The sequence below is a fragment of the Actinomadura sp. GTD37 genome (assembly GCF_041951365.1).
GTDB lineage: Bacteria > Actinomycetota > Actinomycetes > Streptosporangiales > Streptosporangiaceae > Spirillospora.
In genome coordinates this window covers 641,711-666,663 of the sequence record NZ_JBGNUS010000002.1, presented here as the reverse complement: position 1 = coordinate 666,663, position 24,953 = coordinate 641,711, and the positions used below count along the sequence as shown (strand labels likewise).

Annotated in this window: 26 protein-coding genes and 1 riboswitch; of the genes, 10 read left to right on the top strand and 16 right to left on the bottom strand. The window is 74.1% G+C overall.

Annotated features, from left to right (window positions below; translation table 11 throughout):
* Window positions 1–37: 37 nt before the first annotated feature.
* On the bottom strand, window positions 38–1,084 hold the full coding sequence (aroF, locus tag ACA511_RS17205; RefSeq protein WP_375025338.1) for a 3-deoxy-7-phosphoheptulonate synthase: 1,047 nt from the start codon (window positions 1,082–1,084) through the stop codon (window positions 38–40).
* A gap of 271 nt (window positions 1,085–1,355) precedes the next feature.
* On the opposite strand from aroF, the gene ACA511_RS17200 reads away from it, so the two are divergent.
* The 5 genes from ACA511_RS17200 to ACA511_RS17180 all read left to right on the top strand — a co-directional run bounded on the left by ACA511_RS17200 (window position 1,356) and on the right by ACA511_RS17180 (window position 6,363).
* Window positions 1,356–1,979 (top strand): sulfite oxidase-like oxidoreductase, encoded by a 624-nt coding sequence (locus ACA511_RS17200; RefSeq protein WP_375025337.1) that lies wholly within the window; start codon window positions 1,356–1,358, stop codon window positions 1,977–1,979.
* Between the two features lie 135 nt (window positions 1,980–2,114).
* Entirely contained in the window at window positions 2,115–3,446 is a 1,332-nt protein-coding gene (locus ACA511_RS17195; RefSeq protein ID WP_375025336.1) for a sensor histidine kinase, read from the top strand.
* Between the two features lie 76 nt (window positions 3,447–3,522).
* A complete protein-coding gene (locus tag ACA511_RS17190; RefSeq protein WP_375025335.1) occupies window positions 3,523–4,311 on the top strand; it encodes a LytR/AlgR family response regulator transcription factor in 789 nt (262 codons plus the stop codon).
* Window positions 4,301–4,729: a hypothetical protein gene (locus ACA511_RS17185; RefSeq protein ID WP_375025334.1), complete on the top strand. Its 429-nt coding sequence runs from the start codon at window positions 4,301–4,303 to the stop codon at window positions 4,727–4,729. The genes ACA511_RS17190 and ACA511_RS17185 overlap by 11 nt, the downstream gene beginning before the upstream one ends.
* On the top strand, window positions 4,726–6,363 hold the full coding sequence (locus ACA511_RS17180) for a cation acetate symporter (protein WP_375025333.1): 1,638 nt from the start codon (window positions 4,726–4,728) through the stop codon (window positions 6,361–6,363). Before ACA511_RS17185 ends, ACA511_RS17180 begins: the two co-directional genes overlap by 4 nt.
* A gap of 756 nt (window positions 6,364–7,119) precedes the next feature.
* Here ACA511_RS17180 and ACA511_RS17175 read toward each other — a convergent pair.
* The 6 genes from ACA511_RS17175 to thiO all read right to left on the bottom strand — a co-directional run bounded on the left by ACA511_RS17175 (window position 7,120) and on the right by thiO (window position 13,346).
* Window positions 7,120–7,968 (bottom strand): deoxyribonuclease IV, encoded by an 849-nt coding sequence (locus ACA511_RS17175; protein WP_375025332.1) that lies wholly within the window; start codon window positions 7,966–7,968, stop codon window positions 7,120–7,122.
* 19 nt (window positions 7,969–7,987) lie between these two features.
* Entirely contained in the window at window positions 7,988–9,904 is a 1,917-nt protein-coding gene (gene pknB, locus ACA511_RS17170) for a Stk1 family PASTA domain-containing Ser/Thr kinase (protein ID WP_375025331.1), read from the bottom strand.
* A gap of 36 nt (window positions 9,905–9,940) precedes the next feature.
* Window positions 9,941–10,912, bottom strand: a complete 972-nt coding sequence (locus tag ACA511_RS17165; protein ID WP_375025330.1) for a DMT family transporter — start codon at window positions 10,910–10,912, stop codon at window positions 9,941–9,943.
* A gap of 145 nt (window positions 10,913–11,057) precedes the next feature.
* Window positions 11,058–11,831 (bottom strand): thiazole synthase, encoded by a 774-nt coding sequence (locus ACA511_RS17160; RefSeq protein ID WP_375025329.1) that lies wholly within the window; start codon window positions 11,829–11,831, stop codon window positions 11,058–11,060.
* A 169-nt stretch (window positions 11,832–12,000) separates the two neighbouring features.
* On the bottom strand, window positions 12,001–12,201 hold the full coding sequence (gene thiS / locus ACA511_RS17155) for a sulfur carrier protein ThiS (RefSeq protein ID WP_375025328.1): 201 nt from the start codon (window positions 12,199–12,201) through the stop codon (window positions 12,001–12,003).
* A complete protein-coding gene (gene thiO / locus ACA511_RS17150) occupies window positions 12,198–13,346 on the bottom strand; it encodes a glycine oxidase ThiO (RefSeq protein WP_375025327.1) in 1,149 nt (382 codons plus the stop codon). The genes thiS and thiO overlap by 4 nt, the downstream gene beginning before the upstream one ends.
* Window positions 13,315–13,427: riboswitch (TPP riboswitch) on the bottom strand. Its footprint overlaps the gene before it by 32 nt.
* 94 nt (window positions 13,428–13,521) lie before the next feature.
* On the opposite strand from thiO, the gene ACA511_RS17145 reads away from it, so the two are divergent.
* From ACA511_RS17145 to ACA511_RS17130, 4 genes are all read left to right on the top strand, one after another.
* A complete protein-coding gene (locus ACA511_RS17145) occupies window positions 13,522–14,736 on the top strand; it encodes an NAD(P)/FAD-dependent oxidoreductase (RefSeq protein WP_375025326.1) in 1,215 nt (404 codons plus the stop codon).
* 81 nt (window positions 14,737–14,817) lie between these two features.
* Window positions 14,818–15,192, top strand: a complete 375-nt coding sequence (locus ACA511_RS17140) for an Rv2175c family DNA-binding protein (RefSeq protein WP_375025325.1) — start codon at window positions 14,818–14,820, stop codon at window positions 15,190–15,192.
* A 130-nt stretch (window positions 15,193–15,322) separates the two neighbouring features.
* Entirely contained in the window at window positions 15,323–15,991 is a 669-nt protein-coding gene (gene thiE / locus ACA511_RS17135) for a thiamine phosphate synthase (protein ID WP_375025324.1), read from the top strand.
* Between the two features lie 64 nt (window positions 15,992–16,055).
* Window positions 16,056–16,217 (top strand): hypothetical protein, encoded by a 162-nt coding sequence (locus tag ACA511_RS17130; RefSeq protein ID WP_375025323.1) that lies wholly within the window; start codon window positions 16,056–16,058, stop codon window positions 16,215–16,217.
* A gap of 9 nt (window positions 16,218–16,226) precedes the next feature.
* On the opposite strand, the gene ACA511_RS17125 is transcribed toward ACA511_RS17130, so the two are convergent.
* From ACA511_RS17125 to ACA511_RS17110, 4 genes are all read right to left on the bottom strand, one after another.
* Window positions 16,227–17,318, bottom strand: coding sequence for a serine/threonine-protein kinase (locus ACA511_RS17125; protein WP_375025322.1), 1,092 nt, complete (start codon window positions 17,316–17,318; stop codon window positions 16,227–16,229).
* A gap of 92 nt (window positions 17,319–17,410) precedes the next feature.
* Window positions 17,411–19,552: a glycoside hydrolase family 3 C-terminal domain-containing protein gene (locus ACA511_RS17120; protein ID WP_375025321.1), complete on the bottom strand. Its 2,142-nt coding sequence runs from the start codon at window positions 19,550–19,552 to the stop codon at window positions 17,411–17,413.
* Window positions 19,552–20,094 carry a carboxymuconolactone decarboxylase family protein gene (locus ACA511_RS17115; RefSeq protein ID WP_375025320.1) on the bottom strand — a complete coding sequence of 181 codons (543 nt, stop codon included), beginning with the start codon at window positions 20,092–20,094 and terminating at the stop codon, window positions 19,552–19,554. Before ACA511_RS17115 ends, ACA511_RS17120 begins: the two co-directional genes overlap by 1 nt.
* Window positions 20,095–20,171: 77 nt before the next feature.
* Window positions 20,172–21,224 carry a polyprenyl synthetase family protein gene (locus tag ACA511_RS17110; RefSeq protein ID WP_375025319.1) on the bottom strand — a complete coding sequence of 351 codons (1,053 nt, stop codon included), beginning with the start codon at window positions 21,222–21,224 and terminating at the stop codon, window positions 20,172–20,174.
* Window positions 21,225–21,383: 159 nt separating this feature from the next.
* Between ACA511_RS17110 and metF the strand changes: the two genes are divergently transcribed.
* Window positions 21,384–22,319: a methylenetetrahydrofolate reductase [NAD(P)H] gene (gene metF, locus ACA511_RS17105; RefSeq protein WP_375025318.1), complete on the top strand. Its 936-nt coding sequence runs from the start codon at window positions 21,384–21,386 to the stop codon at window positions 22,317–22,319.
* Here metF and ACA511_RS17100 read toward each other — a convergent pair.
* From ACA511_RS17100 to ACA511_RS17080, 5 genes are read right to left on the bottom strand one after another with little or no spacing between them, the layout of a single operon-like run.
* Window positions 22,256–22,858, bottom strand: coding sequence for a GNAT family N-acetyltransferase (locus ACA511_RS17100; protein ID WP_375025317.1), 603 nt, complete (start codon window positions 22,856–22,858; stop codon window positions 22,256–22,258). The genes metF and ACA511_RS17100 overlap by 64 nt on opposite strands.
* A gap of 10 nt (window positions 22,859–22,868) precedes the next feature.
* Window positions 22,869–23,201: a hypothetical protein gene (locus ACA511_RS17095; protein WP_375025316.1), complete on the bottom strand. Its 333-nt coding sequence runs from the start codon at window positions 23,199–23,201 to the stop codon at window positions 22,869–22,871.
* A 9-nt stretch (window positions 23,202–23,210) separates the two neighbouring features.
* On the bottom strand, window positions 23,211–24,080 hold the full coding sequence (locus ACA511_RS17090; protein ID WP_375025315.1) for a hypothetical protein: 870 nt from the start codon (window positions 24,078–24,080) through the stop codon (window positions 23,211–23,213).
* Window positions 24,081–24,136: 56 nt separating this feature from the next.
* Window positions 24,137–24,487, bottom strand: coding sequence for an arsenate reductase family protein (locus ACA511_RS17085; protein WP_375025314.1), 351 nt, complete (start codon window positions 24,485–24,487; stop codon window positions 24,137–24,139).
* Window positions 24,487–24,951, bottom strand: a complete 465-nt coding sequence (locus ACA511_RS17080; protein ID WP_375025313.1) for a YbaK/EbsC family protein — start codon at window positions 24,949–24,951, stop codon at window positions 24,487–24,489. Before ACA511_RS17080 ends, ACA511_RS17085 begins: the two co-directional genes overlap by 1 nt.
* Window positions 24,952–24,953 lie beyond the last annotated feature (2 nt).

Below are 24,953 nucleotides of genomic sequence, written 5' to 3'. Positions count from 1 at the left end.
TCGGAGGTCCAGTAGGCCACGGAGGGACGATACCCGTTCAGGCGGGGACGGCGTCCGGGTCCTGGGCCTGGGCCAGTGAGCGGCCGACGATGGGGGGCAGGTCGCGCACCAGCTTGGCCAGCTCGCGGAGGTCGCCGTCCACCAGGGCCTGCGGGCCGTCGCACAGCGCGGTCTCCGGGTGCGGGTGCACGTCGATGATCACGCCGTCGGCGCCGACCGCGATCGCGGCGCGGGTCAGCGGCAGGACGAGGTCGCGGCTGCCGCCCGAGTGCGACGGGTCCACGATGACCGGCAGGTGGGAGAGGCGCTGCGCCACCGGGACCGCGGAGATGTCGAGGGTGTTGCGGGTGGCCCGCTCGAACGTGCGGATGCCGCGCTCGCACAGCACGATGTCGAGGTTGCCGCGCTGGGCGACGTACTCGGCCGCCATCAGCCACTCCTCGATCGTCCCGTTCATGCCGCGCTTCAGCATGACCGGCTTCCCGGCCTCGCCCGCGGCCTGCAGCAGGGCGAAGTTCTGCGCGTTGCGGGTGCCGATCTGCAGCATGTCCGCGTACGAGGCGACGAGGTCGACGTCGGCGGCGTCCACCACCTCGGTGACGATCGGCATGCCCGTCTCCTCCCGCACGTCCGCGAGGATGCGCAGGCCGGCCTCGCCGAGGCCCTGGAACGCGTACGGGGAGGTGCGCGGCTTGAACGCGCCGCCGCGCAGCAGCGTCGCGCCCGCGGCCTGCGCCATCTGCGCGGCGCCGAGCGTCTGCTCGGGGGTCTCCACGGCGCACGGGCCGGCGATCAGCGTCATGGTGCCGGGTCCGATCGGCACGCCGCCGACCCGGACGACCGAGCGCTCGGCGTGGTTCTCGCGGCTCACCAGCTTGTAGGGCGCCGAGATGCGGACGACGTCGCTGACGCCGCGCATCCCGCGCAGGTTCAGCGAGCCGAACTGCTGGACGTCGCCGATGAGCCCGACGATGGTGCGCTCCACGCCGCGGCTGACGAATGCGTCACCCCCCGCCGTCTCGACCAGTGAGACGACGGCCTTGATATCCGCTTCGTTGGCCTCCGGGGCCATGACGACGACCATGCGTGTGCTGCCTCTCCTGTTTAACCCGGAACCCCGGTGGGTCCCGCGGCCGACCCCTGGAACGACGAAAGCCCCGGGCCACTGCGGCCCGGGGCTTCTCGTTCTGCGGTCTGTCAGCGCAACGCCTGGCAGACCAGCCGCCCGGGCTGGTCGTACCAAAAGAAATAGACGACGTTGCGCACGGGCCCAAGCGTAGCCGATGTCCGGGGCGCGCATTCGCACCGCCCCCGAATATGGCTCAGCTCACGCCGGATGGCAGGATGGCCGCGTCATGACCCACCCCGAGCCTTCCGCACCGCAGCCGCGGGACCTGCCGCCGGGCCAGTACGTCCCCCGGGGCTGGCCCGTCCTCCACTACGGCCCCGTGCCGAAGTTCCGTCCCGCGTCCTGGGACTTCCGGGTCTTCGGCGCCACCGAGTCGGGGCAGCCCCACCGCTGGACGTGGGACGAGTTCGACGCGCTGCCGAGGGCCGGGTCGGTGTCGGACTTCCACTGCGTCACCAAGTTCACGATCCCCGGCAACGAGTGGGAGGGCGTCCCCGGCACGGCGGTCGTGGAGCTGGCGCCGCCCGCGCCGGACGTCACGCACGTGATGGTCTGGGCCGAGTACGGCTACAGCGCCAACATCCGGATCGCCGACTTCCTCGCCGACGGGACGGTGTTCGCCACCCACCACGGCGGCGAGCGGCTGACCGCCGACCACGGCTTCCCCGTCCGCATCGTCGTCCCGCACCTGTACGCGTGGAAGAGCGTGAAGTGGGTCCGCGGCGTCGAGTACCTGGTGGGGGACCGCCGCGGCTTCTGGGAGGAGCGCGGCTACCACAACGTCGCCGACCCGTGGCGGGAGCAGCGCTACTCCTACCAGGAGGACGAGGGCGAATCGCCGCCCCTGTGAGGCGCGAATCGCCGCCCCTGTGAGGCGTGCGGCGGGCCCGGCCGGCGGCGCCGGGCCGGGCGTTTCCCATCCGAGACCCTCGTAAATGGGCAACGACCGGACCAGCGGGGACGGAAGACGTTACCGTAAGTCGTCATGGTCCTACCGTCCGTCGCCGATGCCGTGGTCCACGCCGCGGCCGCCGGCGCCGCCCCCGGCGTCTGGGGGCTGCGCCGGTGGCTGCGCCTGCCGCGCCGCGCGCCCGCCGACCCGGCCGAGCAGGCGGCGTTCGCGACCCTGCACCTGATCGCGCGGGGGGCGCCGCCGCTGCGCGCCGGGCTCACCGACGACACGGCGCACAAGGCGGCCCGGTGGCTGCGGCCGCTGCTCGGCGCCGAGGCGGTCGCGCTCGTCGCGCTGCGCCCCCCGGACGATCCGGACGGCCCCGCCGGTCCGGACGGCCCGCACGGCGCCGACCGGGTCCCGGCCGCGCCCCGCCTGCTGGCCTGGGACGGCGCGGGCGGCGGCGCGCACGCGGCGGAGGCCGTCGGGCACGCGCTGCCCGTGCTCGCGTCCGGCCGTCCCCGGGTCGGCGCGCCGGAACCGGTCGGCTGCGCCGACCCGGCCTGCTCCGTCCAGGTGGCGATGACCGCGCCGCTCACCGTCGAAGGACGCGTGGAGGGCACGCTGACCGCGTACTGGCGGAGCGCGTCCGCCGCCCGGGTCCGCGCGGTCGGCGAGGCGGCCCGGATCGTCGCCGGCCAGCTGGAGCTGGCCGAGCTCGACCTCGCCCGCATCCGGCTCGGCGAGGCCGAGACGCGGGCGCTGCGCGCCCAGATCTCCCCGCACTTCGTCTACAACTCGCTGACCACGATCGCCTCGTTCGTCCGCACCGAACCCGACCGCGCCCGCGCCCTGCTGCTCGACTTCGCCGACTTCGCCCGCTACTCCTTCCGCAACCCCCGCGACTTCACCACCCTCGCGGACGAGCTGCGCTCCATCGACCGGTACCTGCTGCTGGAACGGGCCAGGTTCGGCGAGCGGTTGCGGTGCGCCGTCGAGGTCGCGCCCGAGGTGCTGCCGGTCGCCGTCCCCTTCCTGGCCCTGCAGCCGCTCGTCGAGAACGCGGTCCGGCACGGCATGGCGGGGGGACGCGAGCCGTTCCACATCACGATCGTGGCGCGCGACTCGGGCGCCGAGGCCGCGATCAGCGTCGAGGACGACGGGGTCGGCATGGACCCCGAACGGCTCCAGGAGATCCTGTCCGCCCCGCTCGGCAGGCCCGGCCCGACCGGCTGGGGCAGCGTCACCACCCGGGCCCGGACGGACGGGCGCGGCGACCCCGGCATCGGCCTCGCCAACGTCGACGAGCGCATGCGCCAGGTCTACGGCGACGAATACGGGCTCACCGTCGAGACAGCGCTCGGCGCCGGAACCAAGGTCAGTTTACGCGTGCCGAAGTACCGTCCAGGGGTGTTTCCGGAGTGACCCCTGACCGGGCGACACCGAACTCACTTCTTGGAATCGATTGCGGACGGACGGTAATCGCGGCAAAGTCGCCCTCATGCTCCACGTCCTCGCCGTCGACGATGAACGCCCCGCCCTGGAGGAGCTGTCCTATCTCCTCCGCCAGGATCCGCGGATCGGGCAGGTCACCGGCGCGGGCGACGCCTCGTCCGCGCTCCGCGACCTGAGCCGCATGCTCGTGGAGGGCGAGCGCCTCGACGCCGTGTTCCTGGACATCCGGATGCCGGGGCTCGACGGGCTCGACTTCACCCGGCTGCTCACCGGGTTCGCCGACCCCCCGCGCGTCGTGTTCGTGACCGCGCACGACGACTGCGCCGTCACCGCCTACGAACTGGGCGCGCTCGACTACCTGCTGAAGCCCGTCCGCCCGGAGCGGCTCGCCGAGTCGGTCCGCCGGGTGGCCGAGGCCGTGCACCGGTCGGACCCGCCCGCCGCGGACGGCCCCGCCCTCGACGACGAGCTGATCCCCGTCGAGCTCGGCGGCCGGACCAGGCTCGTCTCCCGCCGGACGGTCACGCACGTGGAGGCGCAGGGCGACTACGTCCGGCTGCACACGGCCGACGGCGGGTACCTGGTCCGGATGCCGCTGTCGGCGCTGACCAAGCGGTGGGAGGCCGCGGGCTTCATCCGGATCCACCGCAGCACCCTGGTCGCGTGCGCGCACATCACCGAGGTGCGGTTCGACGGCGGCCGCGCGGCCGTCCGCATCGGGGACGAGCTGCTCCAGGTCAGCCGCCGGCACACCCGCGAGGTGCGGGACCGCCTGGTCCGCAGGTTCCACCAGCTGGACGGGGACGAGGCGCAGGAGACCCGCGATGGTCGTTGAGGGCCGGGTGGCGGTGTCCGCGGCGGCCGGCGTCCGGGCCGCCGCCGCGGAGACGTCCCGGGCCGACCCGCCGGACGCCGACCCGCCGGACGCCGACCCGCTCCATACCGGGCCGCTCCATACCGGGCCGCCCCGCTCCGCCGCCCCCGGCGCCGACCCGGCTCCGGGGGCCGCCGAGGCGCGCGCCCTGATCCGCGCCCAGTTGCGGACCGCGCTCGGCACCTGCGCGCTCGTCCTGGCCGTCCTGGCGGGCCTGCCGCTGCTCGCGCTCGTCCCGGCGGTCGCGCACGCGCGCGTCCACGGCGTGCCGCTGTGCTGGGCCGTCCTCGTGCTCGGCGTCCAGCCCGTGTGGGTCGCGGTCTCGTGGCGGCAGCTGAGACGCGCCGAACGGGCCGAACGCGCGATGGGCCGCCGGTGACGCGCCCCGCCCGCACCACGTCCGACCTGCTCGTCGCCTCGCGCGGCGTCAGCCCCTGGTGGAACGCGTCCGCGATCGGCGGCGAGTACCTGTCCGCCGCCGCCTTCCTCGGCAGCGCGGGGCTCGTGCTCGCCTACGGCGCCGACATGCTGTGGCTGCCCATCGCCGCGACCGCCGGACACGTCCTGCTGCTGGCGTTCGTCACGGCGCCGCTGCGCCGCTCCGGCGCGTACACCATCTCCGACTTCGCCGAGTGGCGGCTCGGCTCGCGCGGCGTCCGCCGCGTCGTCACCGTCTGCGTCTGCTTCATCGGCTGGTTCTACCTGCTGCCGCAGTACCAGGGCGCGGGCCTGACGCTCCGCGTGCTGACCGGCGCCCCCGTCTGGGCGGGCTGGGCCGTCGTGGTCGCCGTCACGCTCGCGCTCGCCCTGTCCGGCGGCATGCGCAGCATCACCGCCGCGCAGGCCGTCCAGTTCTGGGTGAAGCTCGCCGCCGTGGCGGTGCCCGCGGTCGCGCTGCTCGGGATGTGGCACATGTCCGGCGCCCCCCGCCCGCCGGGGGACGGCGTCCCCCGGTTCGAGCACACCACGCGGGTGCACGTCCGGACCGACGTCGCCGTCACCGTCCCCGCGTCCGTCACCGTCACCGCGCGGGGACGCGTCGACGGCGTCGCCCGCCGCGGCGAGACGGTACCGCTGCCCGCGGGCCGGCACACCATCGGCCGCGGGACCGACGTGGTGTTCCCCGCCGGCACGGAGGCGCCGCACGCCGAGCACCTGCCCGTCCAGGACGGCGGCACGTGGGCGACACCGTTCGGCCGCGGCGAGGAGCACGGGCTCTTCCGCACCTACTCGGCGATGCTGGGCGTCCTGCTGGGCACGATGGGGTTACCCCACATCCTGATGCGCTTCTACACCAACCCGTCCGGAAGCGCCGCACGCCGCACCGCCGCCTTCGTGCCCGTCCTCCTCGCCCTGTTCTACGTGTTCCCCACCCTCTACGGGACGCTCGGACGCCTGTACGCCCCCGAACTGCTCATGACCGGCGACACCGACGCGACCCTCCTGCTGCTCCCGCGCCGGATGATCGACGGCCCGCCCGGCCTGCTGCTCACCGGCCTCGTCACCGCCGGCGCCTTCGCCGCGTTCATCTCCACGTCCTGCGGCCTCGCCGTCGCCATCGGCGGGACGATCTCGCAGTGCCCGCGCCGCGGCGGCGCGGCCGCGTTCCGCGCCGGCGTCGTGGTCGCGCTGGCCGCGCCGCTGGCCCTGCTGCCCGGCATCGGCTCCCGGGGCGCCGCCGCCCTCGTCGCGACGGCCCTCGGCGTGTCCGCCTGCTCGCTGTGCCCGCTGCTCGTCCTCGGCATCTGGTGGCGCGGCCTCACCCCCGCCGGCGCCGCCACCGGACTCCTCGCCGGCGGCGGCCTCGCCGTCACCGCCGGCGTCGCCGGCCTGTTCCACGACGCCCCTCCCGGCTGGCCCGCGGCCGTCCTCGACCACCCCACCCTCGTGATCGCGCCCGCCGCGTTCGCCGCCATGATCGCGGTGTCCCTGCTGACCCGCCGCCGCGTCCCCCGCCACACCGACCGCGCCCTGCGCCGCCTGCACCTCCCCGAGGACGCCCTCGCGCGCTGAACGCCCGTGATTTCCCCACGAACGGCGCCTGCGACACGTGGACGGGTTCCCCGCCCGCCGCTCGTCCCGCCGCACCGACCGCTCGTCGCATGACTACGCTACGCACATCTCCGACTACGTACCGTTCGGCGCGTACCGCGTTTTCCTGGTGCCGCCCGGCCGCACCGCGCGTCTAGTGTTCTCAGTGGCACCACAAACCACACCGCCACCGGAGGGGCGGGCGGCCCCCGGCCGCGGAACCTCCCACAACAGCAAATCCCGGAGATCCGGCGCAAGCCGGATCGGAGTCGCCGGATCCCGTACCGGGGGGGTGGGATCCGGTGGCCTGTGGCTCGGGCGCCGTTGAACAGTCGGGGGGTTGTTCAGCGGCGTCCGAGTCGTATTTGTTTGTTTTTCCTCGGCGGTCGGGCCCTGGGGGCCCTCCCTTCCACGGAAAAACGTGCGATTGCTGCATCGCTCCGGCTCGCCCAGGGGCTCGCTGCGCGATCAGGTTTCTCGCAGGCTCGAAACCTGCCTTCGGACGCAATCGCAACGGTTCGGGTCGATGCGTGGCCGGGGTGGGTGGCTGGGGTCGTCGCGGGTCGCGGGTCGCGGGTCGCGGGTCGCGGGTCGCGGGTGGGCGGGGTGCGGGTCGCGTGGGGTGCGGTCGCGTTGTCTGGGTGGTCGCGGGTTGTGGGGCGCGTTGACTGGGCGGGGTGCGATTGGGGTGTCGCGGCTCGGCGTTGGGTTCTCGCTCCGCTCGAAGCCTGCCCGTGGTCAGGTGTCGCGTAGGCGTTTCAGGGTCTCTATGTCGTTCGCGTGGGGTTCGGGGGCTCGGCCGGGGGTCTCGATGAGGAACGGGACGTTCCTCGCGGCCGGGTGGGTGAAGAGGTCGGCGAAAGGCTGCTCGCCGATCAGGCCGGCGCCGATGTTCTCGTGGCGGTCCCGGCCGGAGGCGCAGGGGTCCTTCGAGTCGTTGGCGTGGATCAGCTTCAGGCGGCCCTCGCCCACGGTGGCGACCAGGGCGTCGATCGTGTCCTTCACGCCGCCGGGAGCGGCCAGGTCGTGGCCCGCGGCGAAGGCGTGGCACGTGTCGAAGCAGACGCCCAGCTTCGGGTGGTGCTCCAGTTTCTCGAAGAACGGGCCGAGATCCTGGACCTTGGCGCAGAGCATGTTGTTCTGGCCGGCCATGGGTTCCAGGAGGAGGTCGGGGCCGTCTTCCGGGATCTCCTCCAGAAGGGGCAGGACGTGCTCGTGGACCTGCGCCATCGCCTCGTCATAGGTCTGGCTCACGGCGGAGCCCGTGTGGACGACGACGCCCCGGGCGCCGATGGCCCGGCCCCGGGTGAGCGAGTGGCGGACGGTCGCGATCGACTTGGCGAGGGTCTCCGGCGTGGGGGAGCCGAAGTTCACGAGGTACGGGGCGTGCACGTAGACGGGGACGCCGTGCTCGCGGAGCTTCGCGTCCTCGGCGGGCTTCCCTTCGGGAAGCGCCCAGCCGCGCGGGTTCGCGACGAACACCTGGATCGCCTCGGCGCCGATCCGCGCGGCGTATTCCAGTCCGCCGGTGGCGAGGCCGCCGGCCACGGGGACGTGCGCCCCTACGGGGTTGTTCGATGAGGTCATGGCGTGTTCAGCCTACCGGTCACGGGCCCCGGACGAGGGTGACGGTCGAGCCGCGCGGGGCCTCCCCGCTGGACGGGGACTGGAAGCGGACGCGGTCGCCGCCGAAGCCCGTCACGTTGACCTTGAACCCGGATTCCTGCAGGGCCTTGCGGGCGTCGTTCACGCTGCGGTTCGTCATGTCCGGCACCGGGATGTTCTGGTTGCCGCCGTCGTCGTCGCAGCCGAACTGGATCGGGCCCGCGTCGACGATGCAGTCGCGCTTGTTGACGACGATGGTGACCTCGTCGCCGCGGGAGACGCCCTGGCCCTCGGCCGGGTCCTGGCTGATGACGGAGTTCGGCTCCTTGCCGTCCACCTGCTTCTTCTGGACCTTGACGTTCAGGCCCATGGAGCGCAGCTGGTTGGCGGCGGCGTCGCCGTTCTGGCCGACGAGGCCGGGCATGGACATGCCGCTGGACACGACGATGGCGACGGGCTCGTCGGGGGACTGCCGCTCCCCGGCGTCCGGGTCAGTGCCGATGACCCTGTCCTTGGCCACGGTCTGGGACGGAGCGGTGCTCGTCCGGCCGACGGCGAAGCCCTTGTCCTCCAGGGTCTGCTCGGCGTCGCCGAGGCTCTTGCCCGAGACGTCCGGCACCTCGCGGGGCGTGATGCCCTTGGACGGCGTCAGCGTGACCGGCCGGCCCTTGGCGACGCGGGCGCCCGCGGGCGGGTCGGACTTGGCGACGCCGCCCTTGTGGACGCGGTCGTCGTAGACCGCCTTCGCCGTCCGGACCTCCAGGCCGCCGGACTCCAGCTTGTCGCGGGCGTCGGCGACCTTCATGCCGATGATCGACGACGGGACGTGCTCGTACTGGCCGGACGTCTGGTACCAGACGGCCCAGCCGAGCAGGAGCGCCGCGACCGCGCCGATCGCGACGAGGACGTAGCGGCCGGTCAGCGCGTCGATGGCGCGCTCGGTGTTGCCGCGCCGCCGGAAGTGCTCGGGTTCACCGGGGGGCAGGGTGCCCTGGTCCAGGACGGCGGTGTGCCCCCGGGGCGGCTCCAGCACGCTGGTCGCGCCCCGGGACCCCTCCTCGACGCGCCCGTCGAGGTCGCGGGGGAGGCCGCCGAGCACCTCGGCGACCTCGGCGTGGTACTGGTTCGCGTCCTGCGGGCGGCGCGCCGGGTCGTGGCTCGTCGCGTCCGTGACCAGGTCGTCCACCCGCCGGGGGATGCCGGGGACCAGGTGGGACGGCGGCGGGACGGCCTCGTTCACGTGCTTGTAGGCGACCGCGAGCGGCGTGTCGCCCTGGTGGGGGAGGCGCCCGGTGAGCAGCTCGAACAGCATGACCCCGGCCGCGTACACGTCGGAGCGGACGTCGGCGCTGCCCGACAGCACCTGCTCGGGCGCGAGGTAGCCGACCGTCCCGATGATCACGCCGGTCTTGGTCATCTTGCTCGCCGTCTCGGCCCGGGCGAGCCCGAAGTCGGCGACCTTGACCTGCCCGTCCTCGGTGATGAGGACGTTCTCGGGCTTGACGTCGCGGTGCACGAGACCGGCGCGGTGCGCGGCGCCGAGCGCGGCCAGCACCGGCTGCATGATCTCCAGCGCGGCGCGCGGCCCGAACCGCCCGAGCGAGGTCAGCGCGTCGCGCAGCGTGCGGCCCGCGACGTACTCCATCACGAGGAAGACGTGCTCGCCGTCGGTGCGCTGGTCGTAGACCGCGACGACGTTCGGATGCGAGAGCGCCGCCGCCGCCTTGGCCTCGCCGATGAAGCGGGCGACGAAGTCCTCGTCGGAGGCGAGTCCGGCGTGCATCACCTTGATCGCGATCACGCGGTCGAGGCGCAGGTCCCGCGCCAGGTAGACCGTGGCCATGCCGCCGCGGGCGATGCGGGACTCTATGCGGTAGCGCCCGTCGAGCACCTGCCCGACGAGAGGGTCCGTGTCCATCGCTGCGAGTTTACGGGCGGTTCCCGGTGGAACTCATCAGTCCCGAGTATGAGCATCCATGAGCCGTGAGGCGGAGTCCCCCGCGGCGCCCGGTTCCGGAGTGGCGGCGGGGACGCGCCTGCGGGACGTCCGGGTGCTCCGGGAGACGGCCACGCCGGCCAGGCAGAGCAGGCCGCCGGCGAGGGTGACCAGGCCGGGGACCTCGCCGAGGAACAGCCACGACATGCCGACGACGAGGGCGGGCACGGCGTAGGTCGTGGCGCCCATCTTCCCTGCGGTCGTGCGGGCCAGCGCGTACCCCCAGGTGGTGAACGCGATCGCGGTCGGGAAGACGCCCAGGTAGACCATGTTGAGGGTGGCGCCGGCCGGGGCGTCGGCGACCTGGGAGACCAGCTGCCCGGAGAACGGCAGGCAGGCGAGCGCGCCGATCGCGCACGCGAACGTGGTGAACTGGAGCGCGGAGGCGTGCCGCAGCGCGGGCTTCTGGCTCACCACGCCCGCCGCGTAGGTGACGGCGGCGACCAGGCAGAGCAGCACCCCGCCGACGGACGCGCGGCCCTCGCCCGACATCGACAGCCCGACGACGGCGGCGCCCGCGAACGACACGGCCATGCCGATCACCAGCCGGGGCGAGACGCCCTCCTTGAGCAGCCAGCCGCCGAGCAGCGCGATCAGGATGGGGCCGATGTTGACCACGAGCGCGGCGGTGCCCGCGTCCACGAGCTGCTCGCCCCAGTTCAGCGCGACCATGTAGGCGCCGAACCACAGGACGCCGGCGGACACGATGCCGGGCCAGGCGGCCCTGGGCGGCAGGCCCTCGCGCCGGACGAGCCAGAGGGCGCCGAGCACGACCGTCCCGGACAGGAGGCGGCCGAGGGCGAGGGCGCCGGGCCCGTACTCGGCGCCGGCGCTGCGGATCGACACGAAGGCGGACGCCCACAGCACTACCGTGACGGTGGCGGCGGCGACCGCGCGCCTGTCGACGCGGCCCGTGTTCTCGTGCTGCATGTCACGCACCTTAGGTATGGGTCGTTTCCATGAACACCGAAGGGACGTGCCGGGTTGCGGCATGCCCGGGGGCGGACCCGCCCAGTCTGGTGACGCGCAGGTTTCAGGTCCAGCGAATATTCCTACAGGGCAACCTTTAGCGAAGCTACGAGGTCGCCAGCCCTTCGAAGGGCGAGGACGCCTGCGCGTAGCGGCGCTTCGGGATGCGCCCGGCCAGCCGCGCGAGCCGCCCGGCCTCCACCGCGTGCCGCATCGCCGCGGCCATCCGCGCCGGGTGCCGCGCGCGCGTCACGGCGGTCGCCAGCAGCACGGCGTCGCAGCCGAGCTCCATGGCGAGCGCGGCGTCGGACGCGGTGCCGAGCCCGGCGTCCAGGATCACCGGGACGCCCGCCCGCTCGACGATCAGCTCGATGTTGTGCGGGTTCCGGATGCCGAGACCCGACCCGATCGGGGAGCCGAGCGGCATGACCGCGGCGCACCCGATCCGCTCCAGGCGGTGCGCGAGGACGGGGTCGTCGCTGGTGTACGGCAGGACGGTGAAGCCGTCGCCGACGAGCTGCTCGGCCGCCTCGACCAGCTCGATCGGATCGGGCAGCAGCGTGTGCTCGTCCGCGATCACCTCCAGCTTGACCCAGTTCGTGCCGAGCGCCTCGCGGGCGAGCTTGGCGGTCAGCACGGCCTCGCCGGCGGTGAAGCAGCCCGCCGTGTTCGGCAGCACCCGGATGCCGCACTCCTTCAGGACGTCCAGCACCGAGCCGCGCGCGGACGGGTCCACGCGCCGCATCGCGACCGTCGTCAGCTCCGTCCCGGACGCGGCCAGCGCCTCCCGCAGCACGTGCATGCTGGGCGCGCCGCCCGTCCCCATGATCAGCCGCGAGCCCAGTTCCTCCCCGGCGATGACCAGCTTGTCGGTGTCCACATCACCCTCCCTGTACGATCCGCTCCGCTGCGCGCCCGCCGCTGCGCTCCGTTCACCGCGGCGGTCAGCCCCCTTGTACGATGTCCCTGTGGGGGGACGACCCCCCACGCCCCCCGGGCGGGCGCCGTCCGCCGCGTTGCACTCCGCTGCGCTCCGTTCCACGCGGCGGTCAGCCCCCTTGTACGGCGGTCAGCACTTCCAGGCGGTCGCCGTCGCGCAGCGCCGTGGTCTCCCACGCGGACCGGCGGACGACCTCCTCGTTCAGCGCGGCCGCCACGCCGGTCCCGGCGGGGGTGACGGACGCGACGGCCTCGGCCACGCTCGCCCCCTCGGGCAGCTCGCGCGGCGCACCGTTGACGATCACGTTCATGCCTGCACCTCGGCGCGGAATCGGGCCGGGGAGAACGGCCCGGCGATCTCGGGGACGGGCCCGTCCAGCAGCATCGCGGACAGGATGTCGGCGCTCACCGGGGCGAGCAGCACGCCGTTGCGGAAGTGCCCGGTCCCGGCGAACAGGCCGGGCAGCGCGGTCGGGCCCATGACCGGCGCGTTGTCCGGGGAGCCGGGGCGCAGCCCGGCGGTGACCTCCGCGAACTCCAGCTCGGTGATGCCGGGCAGCAGCTCCCGGGCGTCCCGCAGCAGCTCCCACAGCCCGCCGGCGGTGACCCGCGTGTCGAAGCCCAGCTCCTCCTGCGTGGCGCCGAGGACGATCTCGCCGTCCGCGCGCGGCACCAGGTAGACCGAGGAGCCCTTCACCAGGCCGCGCGTGGTGCGCCGCAGGAACGGGACGCGGGTGCGGAGCCGGATCACCTGGCCCTTCACCGGCCGGACGGGTGGAACGGTCCCGGGCGGCAGCCCTTCGAGGTCGCCCGACCACGGGCCGGCGGCGAGCAGCACCCGGTCGGCGCGCAGCACCGTGCCGTCGTCCAGCGCGACCCCGGCCGCCGCGCCGCCCTCGACGACGATCCGCGCGGCCCGCCGCCGGACGAGCCGGACGCCGAGCCGCTCGGCCGCCGCCAGCAGCGCCGCGGTGAGCCGGCGCGGGTCGATGGAGCCGTCCTCGGGGGCGAGCAGCCCGCCGCGCACGCCGGGCGCGAGCATCGGCTCCGCCCGCCGGCACTCCCGGGCGGTCAGCGCCTGCACGGGGACGCCGAGGCTCTCCTGGAAGCGGCGCAGGTCGTCGAGGTACCCCAGGTCGTCCGCGCCGGACGCGACCTGGAGCAGCCCGTCGGTGCGGTAGCCCGTCTCCAGGCCGGTCAGCTCCTCCAGTTCGGCGACGAACGCGCCGTACCGGTCGCGGGAGGCGAGGCCGAGCCGCAGCAGCGGCTCCTCGCCGTAGGTCAGCTCGCTGACCGGGGTGAGCATGCCCGCCGCCACCGACGAGGCGCCGCTCGCGGGGGACGGGTCGGCCAGGACGACCGAGGCGCCGCCCGCGGCGGCGCGCCAGGCGGTGGCGAGGCCGATGACCCCCGCACCCACGATCACGATCTCCACGCGCGCTCCCTTCGCCGGCATGATCCGGATCAGGTCTGGCGGTCGGCGGCCCGGTCAGCCGCCCTCTCAGCCCGGTCGCACCGGACTCCCGCGCTCTGTGCCGATTTTTCCGCTTCCCACCTTACGACCTCGGTAAAGCCCGCCAACTCCTGGACAGGTGTCCACGCGAAAATCGCGGCGCATTAGGCTGCCCTTCATGGAGAGCGTCGTCGTCGTGGGTGGCGGGCTGGCCGGCGTGCGCGCCGTGGAGGCCCTGCGGAGCAAGGGGTACGAGGGCGCGCTGACGCTCGTGTCGGCGGAGCGGCACCGGCCCTACGACCGGCCGCCGCTGTCGAAGGCCGTCCTCGCGGGCGAGTCCGACGACACGACCGTCGACGCCGACTGGGCCGCGCTCCGCTGCGACCTGCTGCTCGGCGAGCGCGCGACCGCGCTGCGGCCGGCCGACCCGGGACGCGGCGGCGTGCTCGCGTCCACGGCGGGCGACCTGCCGTTCGACGGGCTGGTGATCGCGACCGGCGCCACCCCGGTCACGCTGCCCGGGGACGGCCGCCAGCACGTCCTGCGGACCATCGACGACTCCCGCGACCTGCGGGCCCGGCTGACCGGCGGCGCCCGGATCGTGATCGTCGGCGCGGGCTGGATCGGCGCCGAGGTCGCGACCACCGCCGCGAAGAAGGGCTGCGACGTCACCGTCGTGGAGGCGGCGGACACCCCGCTCGCCAACGCGGTCGGGCCCGAGATCGGCGCGCTGACCGCCCCCTGGTACGCGGAGGCGGGCGTCGCCCTGCGCACCGGCGTGAAGGTCGCCGCGGTCGACGGCGGGGGCCTCGCGCTCGCCGGCGGCGGGCGGATCGACGCCGACGAGGTCGTGGTCGGCGTCGGCGTGCGGCCCGAGGTGTCCTGGCTGGACGGCTCGGGGCTGCTCGTGCAGCGCGGCGTGGTCACCGACGGCTCCTTCCGCGTCTACCAGGGCGAGGAGGAGCCCGGCTCCCTCCGCCCCGACATCGTGGCGGTCGGCGACTGCGCCGCCTGGTGGTCGGCGCGGTACGGGCGGCGGCTCCTCGTCGAGCACTGGGACACCGCGCTCAGCGCGCCCGAGACCGCCGCCGCCGCCCTCCTCGGGCAGGACGGCGGCTACGACGCCGCCCCGTACTTCTGGTCCGAGCAGTTCGGGCGCATGGTGCAGTACGCGGGCAGCCACGCGGCGTCCGAGCGGCTCGTCCGCCGCGGCGACCCGGCCGGCCGCAAATGGGCGGCGGTGTGGCTGACCGGCGACCGCCTCGACGCGATCCTCACCGTCGACAGGCCCCGTGACCTGGTGCAGGCGAGGCGGGTGATCGCCGCGGGGACGCCGGTGGACCCGGTGGCGATCGCCGACCCGGACGTCCCGGTCCGGCAGGCCGTTCGCTGAGGGCGATCGCGGATGGACGTCAACGGCTGTCCAGCGGGTTTGAGGCCTCCGAAGGCGTGGTAGCAAGGTGGCGTGACGCAGATGCACGCAACCGTTGACAGCGCACTCGACCCCCGGACCGACGCCCTCGCCGGCGAATGGCTCACCCTCCGCGAGACCGCCGAGCGGCTCGGGATCAAGCCCAACCGGATCAAGCAGCTCATCCACGAGCACCGCGTCCTCGCGGTCCGCCGCGGCGGCGAGCCGATGGTGCCCGCGGCCTTCATCAAGGACGGCCAGGTCATCAAGGGGCTGCCCGGCACGCTGACCCTCCTGTCGGACGCCGGGTTCGACGACGTGGAGACGATCCGCTGGCTGTTCACCGCCGACGACACGCTGCCGGGGACACCGGTGGACGCGCTCACCGAGAACCGGGGGACCGAGGTCCGCCGCCGCGCCCAGGCGCTCGCCTTCTAGCCGCCCGACCGCCGGCGGAGGGCCCGGCGACCACGGAAGACAACGCACGTGACACGATCGCGGGGTCACGCGGCGGCGCATCGCGCCGCGCGTGGCCCCGCGATCCGCTGTGAAAGGACGACGACCGGCCGTGTCCAGGCATCTCCCCTCCGAACGCGCCGTCGCGCTCCGCGCCCGGCTCGGCCGGGCCCGCCTCTACCTCTGCACCGACGCGCGGGAACGGCAGGGAGACCTGCCCCGGTTCCTGGACGCCGTCCTCGCGGGCGGCGTCGACATCGTCCAGCTCCGCCAGAAGGGCCTGGAGGCCCGGCAGGAGCTGGCGTACCTGGAGGTCTTCCGGGCGGCCTGCGCGCGGCACGGCGCGCTGCTCGCGGTCAACGACCGGGCCGACGTGGCGCACGCTGCGGGCGCGGACGTGCTGCACCTCGGCCAGGACGACCTGCCGGTGCCCGCCGCCCGCGCGATCGTCGGCGGCGACATGCTGATCGGCCGGTCCACGCACTCCGGCGAGCAGGCCGCGGCGGCGGCCGCGGAGCCCGGCGCCGACTACCTCTGCGCGGGCCCGGTGTGGCCCACGCCGACCAAGCCGGGCCGTCCCGCGCCCGGCCCGGAGCTGCTGGAGTACGTGGCGGACCGGCGGGTGGCGCGGCCGTGGTTCGCGATCGGCGGCATCGGCCTCGGGAACCTCGGCGAGGTGCTGGCGGCGGGCGCGAGCCGCATCGTCGTGGTGCGCGCCATCACCGAGGCGGACGATCCCGGCGCCGCGGCGGCGGAGTTCGCGCGCCGGCTGGCGACCTGAACTTGTCGGGGTTTGACCCGGGGCACGGTGCGGGCCGCGGGAACGATCGCCCACAATGGGGGTCATGAGCCTCGGACCCGACGACGACCGGACGGTCGACCTCGACGACGACCTGGAGATCCTGCCCGACCAGACGTCCGACGACACCGACGTCGGATGGGGCGAGTGGCGCCGCGGCGACGACAACGACGCCCGCCTGCTGGAGGACCGCCCGCCCCACTGGTAGGACGGGCCGTCAGAACATCATGCCGAGCGCGAACCCGGCGGCCACGACGGCGCCGAGCGCGACCATCATCCGCCACCGGTAGCGCGGGATCCGGGTCGGGCGCGGCTTCGGCGCGGGGCCCTGGCCGTCCCGCAGCGCCCGGACGAGCTGCGGCGCGGTCGGCCGCGCGGCGGGGTTCTTGTCCAGGCAGCGGGCCGCGAGGTCGCGCAGCGGGCCCTGCATGTCGCCGAGTTCCGGCGGCCGGGCGGTGACGCGCCGCATGACGGCGGCGCTCGGCCCGGTGCCGAACGGCGGGCGCCCGGTCGCGGCGAACACCATCGCGGCGCCCCAGGCGAAGACGTCGGCGGGCGGCCCGACCGGCTCGTCCTCGATCTGCTCGGGCGCCATGTAGGCGGGCGTGCCGACCGGGCCGGTGGTCAGCGGCGTGTCCGGGCCGAGGGCGTCGGCGGTGCGGGCGATGCCGAAGTCGATGACCTTGGCGCCGTCCGGGCCGAGCAGCACGTTGCCGGGCTTGAAGTCGCGGTGCACGATCCCGGCGCGGTGGATCGCGGCCAGCGCCGCCGCCGTCCGCAGCGCGACCTTGCGCAGCTGGGGGGCGGGCAGCGGGCCGCGGTCGGCGACGACGTGCTGGAGCGAGGGCCCCTCGACGAACTCGCTGACGATGTAGGGCCGGTCGCCGGTCATGTCGGCGTCCAGGACGCGCGCCGTGTGCCGCCCGGACACCCGCAGCGCCGCGTCCGCCTCCTTGACGAAGCGGCTGCGCGCCCGCTGACCGGCCGTCGCGCCGCCGCGCAGCAGCTTGACGGTGACGAGATCGCCGTCGCCGTCCCGGCCGAGGTAGACGACGCCCTGGCCGCCCTCGCCGAGCCGGCCGAGCAGCGTGTAGCCGCCGAGGCCGCGCGGGTCGTCGGGGCCGAGCGGCGTCTCGCGCCGCCGGTCGCGGCCGTGCGCCGGGCGGGGCGCGCCGTTCGGGCGGCCCTGCCCGGACCGGGGCTTACCGGTGCGGGCAGGGTGCCCGGAGTGCCCGGGACGCCCGGAGCGGGCGGCGGCGGTACGCGCGGGACGGGGGTTCGTCCTCCCGTGGGAGGTGTCGTGCGGCACAGGAGAACTCCGACTCGGCGGGGACGGACGAAGATTTCCTCATTTGTACCGCGTCACGGCTGGACACGGCAGGGGAACCGAGATCTTTGTTTTCACCCGCATGTCCCCAGCGTCCCCTTCTGAGTGATCTGCCGGGATGAGGAGCCGACCATGACCCGGTAGCAGCCGTCCGCGACCTTCCACGCCTTCGCCTCTTCGTTCCAGTAGGCGAACGACCGCGAGGACAGCGGGAACGTCACCGTGGTGCTCTGGCCCGGGGCGAGGGCGACCTTGGTGTAGCCCTTGAGCTGCTTGGGCGGCTGCGGGACGTCCACACCTGCCGCGGGCATGCCGATGTAGAGCTGCGGGACGGCCACGCCGGCGCGGGCGCCGGTGTTGGTGACGGTCACCTGGACCGCCTTGGTGGTCGCCTTGAGCCCGCTGTAGGAGAACGTCGTGTAGGACAGGCCGTGCCCGAACGGGAACTGCGGCTCGATGCCCTTCGCGTCGTAGTGCCGGTAGCCGACCATGACGCCCTCGGAGAACGTGGCGGTCTTGTCGACACCGGGGTACTGCGCGGGGTTCCCGGACGCGGGCGCGTCGTTCTCGCTCACGGGGAACGTCACCGGGAGGCGTCCGCCCGGGTCCACGTCCCCGTACAGGATGCGCGCGAGGGCGTTCCCTGCCTCCTGCCCCGGATACCAGGCTTCGACGATGCCCTTCACCTGGCCGGCCCAAGGCGTCAGCACGGGGCCGCCCGTGTTGAGCACGACGATCGTGTTGGGGTTGGCCTTGGCGACCTCGGAGATGAGCCCGTCCTGGTCGCCGCGCAGCGGTTCGCCGCACTGGAGCGTCAGGCACGACTTGTCGAAGAACTCGCCCTGGCTGTCGGTGGCGAACACGATCGCGACGTCGGCTTTCCGCGCGGCGTCGGCCGCGCCGCCGCGATCGTCGCCGTCGGTGTAGGTGATCTGGGTCCCGGCCCCGGCGCGGCGCGCGATGCCGTCCTGCGCGCTGACCGTCGTGAACGGCACGACCTTCGCCGACCCGAACCCGCTCGGCGCGTCCCGCGCCGCCCGCCCGATCAGCGCGATCGACTTCGGTCCGGCCAGCGGCAGGACGCCGTCGTTCTTCAGCAGCGTGATCCCGGACTCCTCGATCCGGCGCGCGGCGGTCTGGCTCGCCGTCCGGTCGACGCGCGACAGGTCGTTCGGGTACGCCTGCCGGTCGAAGACGCCGAAGGCGAACATCGTCCGGAGGATGTTGCGGACGTGCCCGTCGATGGTCGCCTGCGCGACCTTGTTCTGCGCGACGGCCGCCTTCAGCAGGAACGCGTTGTACTTCATGCCGAGCGGCAGCTCCATGTCGAGCCCGCCGTTGGCGGCCGCCGCGGTGTCCTGCGCGGCGGTGTGGTCGGACGGCACGAACCCCTTGAAGCCCCACTCCGCCCGCAGGACCTTGGTGAGGAGGGCGTCGTCCTGGCACGCCCACCTGCCGTTCAGCCGCCCGAACCCGCACATCACGGTCGCCGCGCCGCCCTCCTTGACCGCGGCCTCGAACGGCGGCAGGTAGATCTCCCGCAGCGTGCGCGGGTCCACCTTCATGCCCAGCGACAGCCGGTCGGTCTCCTGCGCGTAGACGGCCATGTGCTTGACCGACGTCATCACGCCCTGGGCCTGCGCGCCCTTGATCCACGGCACCCCGAGGGTCGCCGACAGGTAGGGGTCCTCGCCGAAGCCCTCGAACGTCCGGCCGTTGCGGGGGGTGCGCAGCACGTCCACGGTCGGGCCGAAGATCAGGTCGTTGCCGCGGTGCCTGGCCTCCCACGCGACCGTCCCGCCGTACAGCCCCGCGGTGTCCGGGTCGAAGCCCGCCGCCAGCGCGATCGGCGCGGGCAGCGCGGTCGCCTTGCCCTGCCGGACGCCGGCCGGGCCGTCCGACATGTAGACGGGCGGGATGCCGAGCCGGTCGATCCCGCGGTTGGTGTCGGCGTGCGCGTCCTCGAAGAACCCGCCGAGCGGGCCGCCGAACGGGTCGTCGGACGCCAGCAGCGCGATCTTCTCGTCGGCGGTCAGCTTCGGCAGCAGCAGCGCCGTCCGCTGGTCGGGGGTCAGCGCCGTGTCGCACCACGGACGCTGCGCCGGGTCGCCGCAGCGTCCCGCCTCGGCGCGCGCCGAGCCGGGGCCGGAGAGCGTCGTCATCGCCAGCACGGCGGCGAGCGCGCCCGCCGCCGGGAGCCACCGTCGCGTCCGCATCAGTGCCCCTCCTCGTTCTGGACGCGCAGGGCGTTGAGGGTGAAGGCGACCATGTGGTAGTGGCCGATCAGCATGACCAGCTCGATCAGCTCGTGCTCCCCGAACCGGGTGGCCAGCTCCGTCCACGTCGCGTCGGACAGGGTGCCGGACGCGTGGAGCTCGTCCGCGGCGGTGAGGACCATGTGGTCGTCGTCGCCCCAGTCGTGGCCGCCGAGATCGCGCCCGATCGCCGCGATCTCCGCCTCGGTGAGCCCCGCGTCCAGCGCGAGCCCGCGGTGGTGCTCCCACTCGTAGTCGCAGGAGCGGTGGTGCGCCGTCCGCAGGATCGCGAGCTCCCGGTCCCGGCCGCTCAGCGTCCCCTTCATCAGGAGCATCGAGCCGAACCCGATCCACGCGCGGAACAGCTCCGGGTGGCGGCCGAGCGTGGTGAAGACGTTGAGCGGCCCTGTCGTGGCGGCCACGGCCTTCAGGACGTCGTCCCATTGGTCTTCGGGCAGCGGGTCGAATCGCGGTACGCGGTTCCCCGGGGTGTCGGCGCACATGGCGACATTTCTGCCACTGATCAGTGGGAAAGTTCTAGCCTGCTGGGAAAATTTGGCCAGATCGTGTCATTGGTTACTTATGTGCTGCGGGTGGTGGCCGCCACCGCCAGCTCGGCGAGGGCGTCCCGGGCCTCGGCGGCGATCGGGGCGGAGCCGAGGATCTTCTCCGCCTCGCGCTGGTAGCGGTCGATCATGGCCTCGCAGGCGGCGAGGCCGCCGGTCTCCTCGATGATCGTGCGCAGCTCGTCCACGCCGGGGCGGTCGAGGGCGGGGTCGCCGAGGCGGCGCTGCACCGCGGCGGCCTGCGCGGCGGACGCGCGCTCCAGGGTCAGCGCGATCAGCACGGTCCGCTTGCCCTCGCGGAGGTCGTCGCCGGCGGGCTTCCCTGTCGCGGCGGGGTCGCCGAACACGCCGAGGACGTCGTCGCGGAGCTGGAAGGCGATGCCGAGCGGCAGCCCGTAGCCGGTGAGCGCGCCGGTCACGTCCGGGCGGGCGCCGGCCAGCGCGGCGCCGAGGTGCAGCGGGCGCTCGATCGTGTACTTGGCGCTCTTGTACTCGACCACGCGCAGCGCCGTCGCGACGGTCGCCAGGCCGCGGGTGCCCTCCAGCATGTCGAGGTACTGCCCGCACATGACCTCGGTGCGCATCAGGTCGTAGACGGCCCGGCCGCGCAGGCGGCGCTCGGCGTCCAGCCCGCACGTCTCGAACATCTCGCTCGACCAGGCCAGGCACAGGTCGCCGAGCAGGATGGCGGCGCCGCCGCCGAACGCCGCCGCGTCGCCCGGCCACGCCTGCGCCCGGTGCAGCGCCTCGAACCGGCGGTGCGCGGACGGCTGGCCGCGGCGGGTGTCGCTGGAGTCCATCACGTCGTCGTGGATCAGCGCGCTCGCCTGCAGCAGCTCCAGGGACGCGGCGGCGGCCACGATGCCGGCGACGTTCTCGCCGCCCGCGGCGCGCCAACCCCAGTAGCAGAACGCGGGCCGCAGCCGCTTTCCGCCGCCGAGCAGGGCGTCGAGGGCGGACAGCAGCGGGCCGAGGTCGTCGCTGATGGCCAGCAGCGCCGGGCGCTGCCGGTCGACGAAGCCGAGGAGGGCCTCGTCGACCTCCTTGCGAATACGGCTGGTCGACATGCCGAGATCGTATCCACCTGGGGGGATTCAACCTCGCCGACAGAACATGAGAAGTCGGTGGATTGTTGGGAATATCGATAAAACAGCCGTCCGGTGTGGCGAGCATCACCCGCGACGACGGCTCCAGAGCCCTTCGAGGGGCTTCTGTAGGCTTGGGGGATGCGACGCGCACGCCCCGACCGGCCCCCGACCGTCCGAGAGCTGCTGGCCTCGGGCGGCAGGTCCTTCTCGTTCGAGTTCTTCCCGCCCAAGACCGAGAAGGGCGCGCGGAACCTGTGGCGCGCGATCCGCGAGCTGGAGTCCCTGCACCCCACGTTCGTGTCGGTGACCTACGGCGCGGGCGGCGGCACCCGCGACACGACCGTCGACATCGTCGAGCGCATCGCGACCGACACCACGCTCACCCCGGTCGCGCACTTCACCGCCGTGAACCACTCCCAGGCCGAGCTGCGCAACCTGATCGGCCGGTTCGCCGCGGCCGGCGTCCGCAACGTCCTCGCCCTGCGCGGCGACCCGCCGGGCGACCCGATGGGGGAGTGGGTCAAGCACCCCGACGGCGTCGCGTACGCCGCCGAGCTCGTCCGGATGATCCGCTCCTACGGCGACTTCTGCGTCGGCGTCGCCGCGTTCCCCTACAAGCACCCGCGCTCGCCCGACGTCGGCAGCGACGTCCGCTACTTCGTGGAGAAGTGCCGGGCCGGGGCCGACTACGCGATCACCCAGATGTTCTTCCGCGCCGAGGACTACTTCCGGCTCCGCGACCGCGTCGCCGCCGTCGGCTGCGACGTCCCGATCCTGCCGGGCATCATGCCGGTCACGCAGCTGAGCACGATCGAGCGGTCCGAGCAGCTGTCGGGCGCGCCGTTCCCGCCCGAGGTCAGGGCCCGGTTCGACGCCGTCGCCGACGACCCCGAGGCGGTGCGCAGGCTCGGCGTCGAGCACGCCGCCGAACTGTGCCGCGAACTGCTCGAACAGGACGCGCCCGGCATCCACTTCATCACGTTCAACAAGTCCACGGCGACGCGCGAGGTCTACTCGCTCCTCGGCGCCGAGGAGTACGGCGCCAGCGGCAGCATCCCGCCCATGACCGCGTAGCGCGGCCCGCCGCCCGGGAACTCGAAGTCGCTCAGCAGGTCGACCATGCCGACCGAGCGGTAGAGGTTGCGGGCCGGGGTGTCCGGCCGCCGGTACAGCGTCGACAGGACGACCGTCCGCTCCGGCCTGCCCTCGCACAGCGCGTTGAGCAGGGTGCGGCCGAGGCCCCTGCCCTGCGCCTGCGGATGGACGTGCAGCTCGGCGACCTCGAACGCGTCGTCCAGCCACGCCTCGGCGTGCTCGGGGCCCTCCAGGTCGGACAGCGCCTGGTGGACGACGTCGTGCCACCACTGGCCGCGCGTCCCGTGGAACCCGTACGCGAACCCCTGCACCGGGGTCGTCAGGACGGGCAGCGCGCCGCGCCGCTCGACCACGAACGCGCGGAACCCCGGATACGTGGCGTGCCGCTCCATGATGGCGTGCCGGCCGGGAAGCTGCTCGCCCGGCGGTTCCATCGCGGCCGCGTACACGTCCAGCATCGGGTTGAGCCTGCGCAGGAAGGCGCGTTCGTCGATCTCGCGCAGCTTCGGGTCCCTCACCCGACAGAGACTAGACCCGGGGGACGGTCCGCTGCGTCGCCGAAAGCCGATCGTAGATGTCCCAGAGGACGCGGTCGGCGGCCTTCCGCAGCGCCCCGCGGTTGGCGTCGAGCTGCCCGCCCCACACGCGCGCCTCCGGACCGAGCCACGCGTCCGTCCCCCGCAGGGTCTTCACCGGCGCGTCGAGGGCCTGCCGGAGCCGGTCGATGCTGCCGTAGGCGTCCGCGTACGCCTGGTAGAGCCGCTGGTACTCCGGATTGGGCCGCTCCGCCGGCGACAGCTTCGCGGCGGCGGCGCCGGTGAGCGGCAGGGGCAGGCTCCCGGGAGGCGGTGGGGCGGCCATGGCGACCTCTCAGGCGACAGTCGTTGTCCGCGGGGCGGCTGCTCCGGGTTCGCGCAGGCCGAGTTCGGCGACGGCGGCGCGCGTCCGCTCGCTCATGCCGGCCCCCGTGAGCACCTGGACGGCGAGGGGGCGGACCCCCGCGCGATCGGCCTCGGCCAGGAAGGCGCGCAGCCACTTCGCGTCCATCGTCATGTGGTGGCTGGACATGCCCAGCGACTCCCGGACGGCCTTCACCCTCGCCTCGTCCACCCTCGCCTCGTCCCCGCCCGCGGCCTTGAGCAGATCGGCCGCCGAGGCCGGACCGAGCCGCTCGTACAGCTCCTCGGTGTAGTCGGGGTCGTCTGCGTTGGCCTTGAGGTGCTTCCAGACCGGGTCGGGGACGTGCCTGCCGTCCTGCACGGCCGCCACCACGGTCAGGGCGTCGGTCTTCGCGGCCCTGACGGCGGCCTGCCGGGTGGGGAAGTCGCCGATGTCGCCCGCGCCGCGCGGAGTCGGCCCGGGCGGCGTCCTGCGCGGCGGCGGCCCGACGGGCCGGGGCGTCCCGTCCGGAGCCCGGCCCGGCCTGCCCGGCGCCGGGGCCGGGGACGGGGCGGGCGGCGGCGGGGCGTCGACCCCGCCGCCGGGGGAGGGATGGGTGACCGCGTAGTTGTAGCGGCGCGACAGCATCCCGAGCTGGTCGGCGGCCCACCGCGCCACCTGGTCGGCCTGCCGGTACCCGGCCGCGGACACCCCCGGAGGGGGACGATGCGCGTTCAGCCAGCCCTGGATCGCGTTCTGCGCGTCCTGCAACTGCCTGACGACCTGGTTGAGCGCGGGCGGGTCGATGCCCCGGAACTCGGGGTCGCGCGCCGCCGGGCCCGTGCGCATCTGCGCGGTCATCGCACCTCCGGAGGTCACCGATCGTCGTGCCCTGACTCCCCAGAATCACATCCGTGTCACCGGCTGTCGAGGGCCTCGCGCACCGATTCGGCGTCCCGCGCCACCACCGCGCCCTCGCCGGTCAGGACGATCGGGCGCTGGATCAGCACCGGGTTCGCGGCCATGACCTCGATCCACCGGGCGCGGTCGCGCTCCATGTCCTTGAGCCCGAGCTCCTTGGCGACCGGCTCGTTCAGCCGCGCCACGTCCCAGGGCTCGGCGCCGATCCGGGTGAGGACGGCGTCCAGCTCGTCCGCCGTGGGCGGCTCGTCCAGGTAGCGGCGCTCGGTGTACTCCACGCCCGCCTCGTCCAGCGCCGCCTTCGCCGCGCGGCTCTTCGAGCAGCGCGGGTTGTGCCAGATCTCCATCACTCCACCTCCGCGGGGGTTCCCCCGGTGATCCTCAGCAGTTCCCCGTACGACGTGGGGAAGACGGTGTGCGGGTGCCCGCCGGCCGCCCAGACCTCGTCGTACCCGTCCAGCCAGACGTCCACGAGCGTACGGATCGGAGCCGGGTGGCCGAGCGGCGCCACGCCCCCGATCGGCTGCCCGGTCGCCTCCCGGACGAACTCCGGCGTCGCCCGCCTCACCTTCGCCGCGCCCACCAGCGCCGCCACCTTCGCGGTGTCCACGCGGTGCGCGCCGCTGGTCAGCGCCAGCAGCGGCGCCCCGTCGGCGTCGAACAGCAGGCTGTTGGCGATGGCGCCCACCGCGCAGCCCAGCTGGTCGGCCGCGGCCTGCGCCGTCCGTGCTGAGTCGGGGAGCTCCACGATGACCCCGGTCGCGCCCTGGTCGAGCAGGGCCTTCGCGACGATTTCGGCATTCGGATGCATGG

Coding starts and splice junctions, on each gene's coding strand:
- ACA511_RS17175 (WP_375025332.1), bottom strand. CDS start 7,968: ATGACCTCATCGAACAACCCCGTAGGGGCGCACGTCCCCGTGGCCGGC.
- ACA511_RS17190 (WP_375025335.1), top strand. CDS start 3,523: ATGCTCCACGTCCTCGCCGTCGACGATGAACGCCCCGCCCTGGAGGAG.
- ACA511_RS17130 (WP_375025323.1), top strand. CDS start 16,056: ATGAGCCTCGGACCCGACGACGACCGGACGGTCGACCTCGACGACGAC.
- ACA511_RS17185 (WP_375025334.1), top strand. CDS start 4,301: ATGGTCGTTGAGGGCCGGGTGGCGGTGTCCGCGGCGGCCGGCGTCCGG.
- ACA511_RS17080 (WP_375025313.1), bottom strand. CDS start 24,951: ATGCATCCGAATGCCGAAATCGTCGCGAAGGCCCTGCTCGACCAGGGC.
- ACA511_RS17120 (WP_375025321.1), bottom strand. CDS start 19,552: ATGCGGACGCGACGGTGGCTCCCGGCGGCGGGCGCGCTCGCCGCCGTG.
- ACA511_RS17145 (WP_375025326.1), top strand. CDS start 13,522: ATGGAGAGCGTCGTCGTCGTGGGTGGCGGGCTGGCCGGCGTGCGCGCC.
- ACA511_RS17140 (WP_375025325.1), top strand. CDS start 14,818: ATGCACGCAACCGTTGACAGCGCACTCGACCCCCGGACCGACGCCCTC.
- ACA511_RS17085 (WP_375025314.1), bottom strand. CDS start 24,487: ATGGAGATCTGGCACAACCCGCGCTGCTCGAAGAGCCGCGCGGCGAAG.
- ACA511_RS17200 (WP_375025337.1), top strand. CDS start 1,356: ATGACCCACCCCGAGCCTTCCGCACCGCAGCCGCGGGACCTGCCGCCG.
- ACA511_RS17090 (WP_375025315.1), bottom strand. CDS start 24,080: ATGACCGCGCAGATGCGCACGGGCCCGGCGGCGCGCGACCCCGAGTTC.
- aroF (WP_375025338.1), bottom strand. CDS start 1,084: ATGGTCGTCGTCATGGCCCCGGAGGCCAACGAAGCGGATATCAAGGCC.
- ACA511_RS17115 (WP_375025320.1), bottom strand. CDS start 20,094: ATGTGCGCCGACACCCCGGGGAACCGCGTACCGCGATTCGACCCGCTG.
- metF (WP_375025318.1), top strand. CDS start 21,384: ATGCGACGCGCACGCCCCGACCGGCCCCCGACCGTCCGAGAGCTGCTG.
- ACA511_RS17165 (WP_375025330.1), bottom strand. CDS start 10,912: ATGCAGCACGAGAACACGGGCCGCGTCGACAGGCGCGCGGTCGCCGCC.
- ACA511_RS17095 (WP_375025316.1), bottom strand. CDS start 23,201: ATGGCCGCCCCACCGCCTCCCGGGAGCCTGCCCCTGCCGCTCACCGGC.
- thiO (WP_375025327.1), bottom strand. CDS start 13,346: ATGCCGGCGAAGGGAGCGCGCGTGGAGATCGTGATCGTGGGTGCGGGG.
- pknB (WP_375025331.1), bottom strand. CDS start 9,904: ATGGACACGGACCCTCTCGTCGGGCAGGTGCTCGACGGGCGCTACCGC.
- ACA511_RS17195 (WP_375025336.1), top strand. CDS start 2,115: ATGGTCCTACCGTCCGTCGCCGATGCCGTGGTCCACGCCGCGGCCGCC.
- thiS (WP_375025328.1), bottom strand. CDS start 12,201: ATGAACGTGATCGTCAACGGTGCGCCGCGCGAGCTGCCCGAGGGGGCG.
- ACA511_RS17110 (WP_375025319.1), bottom strand. CDS start 21,224: ATGTCGACCAGCCGTATTCGCAAGGAGGTCGACGAGGCCCTCCTCGGC.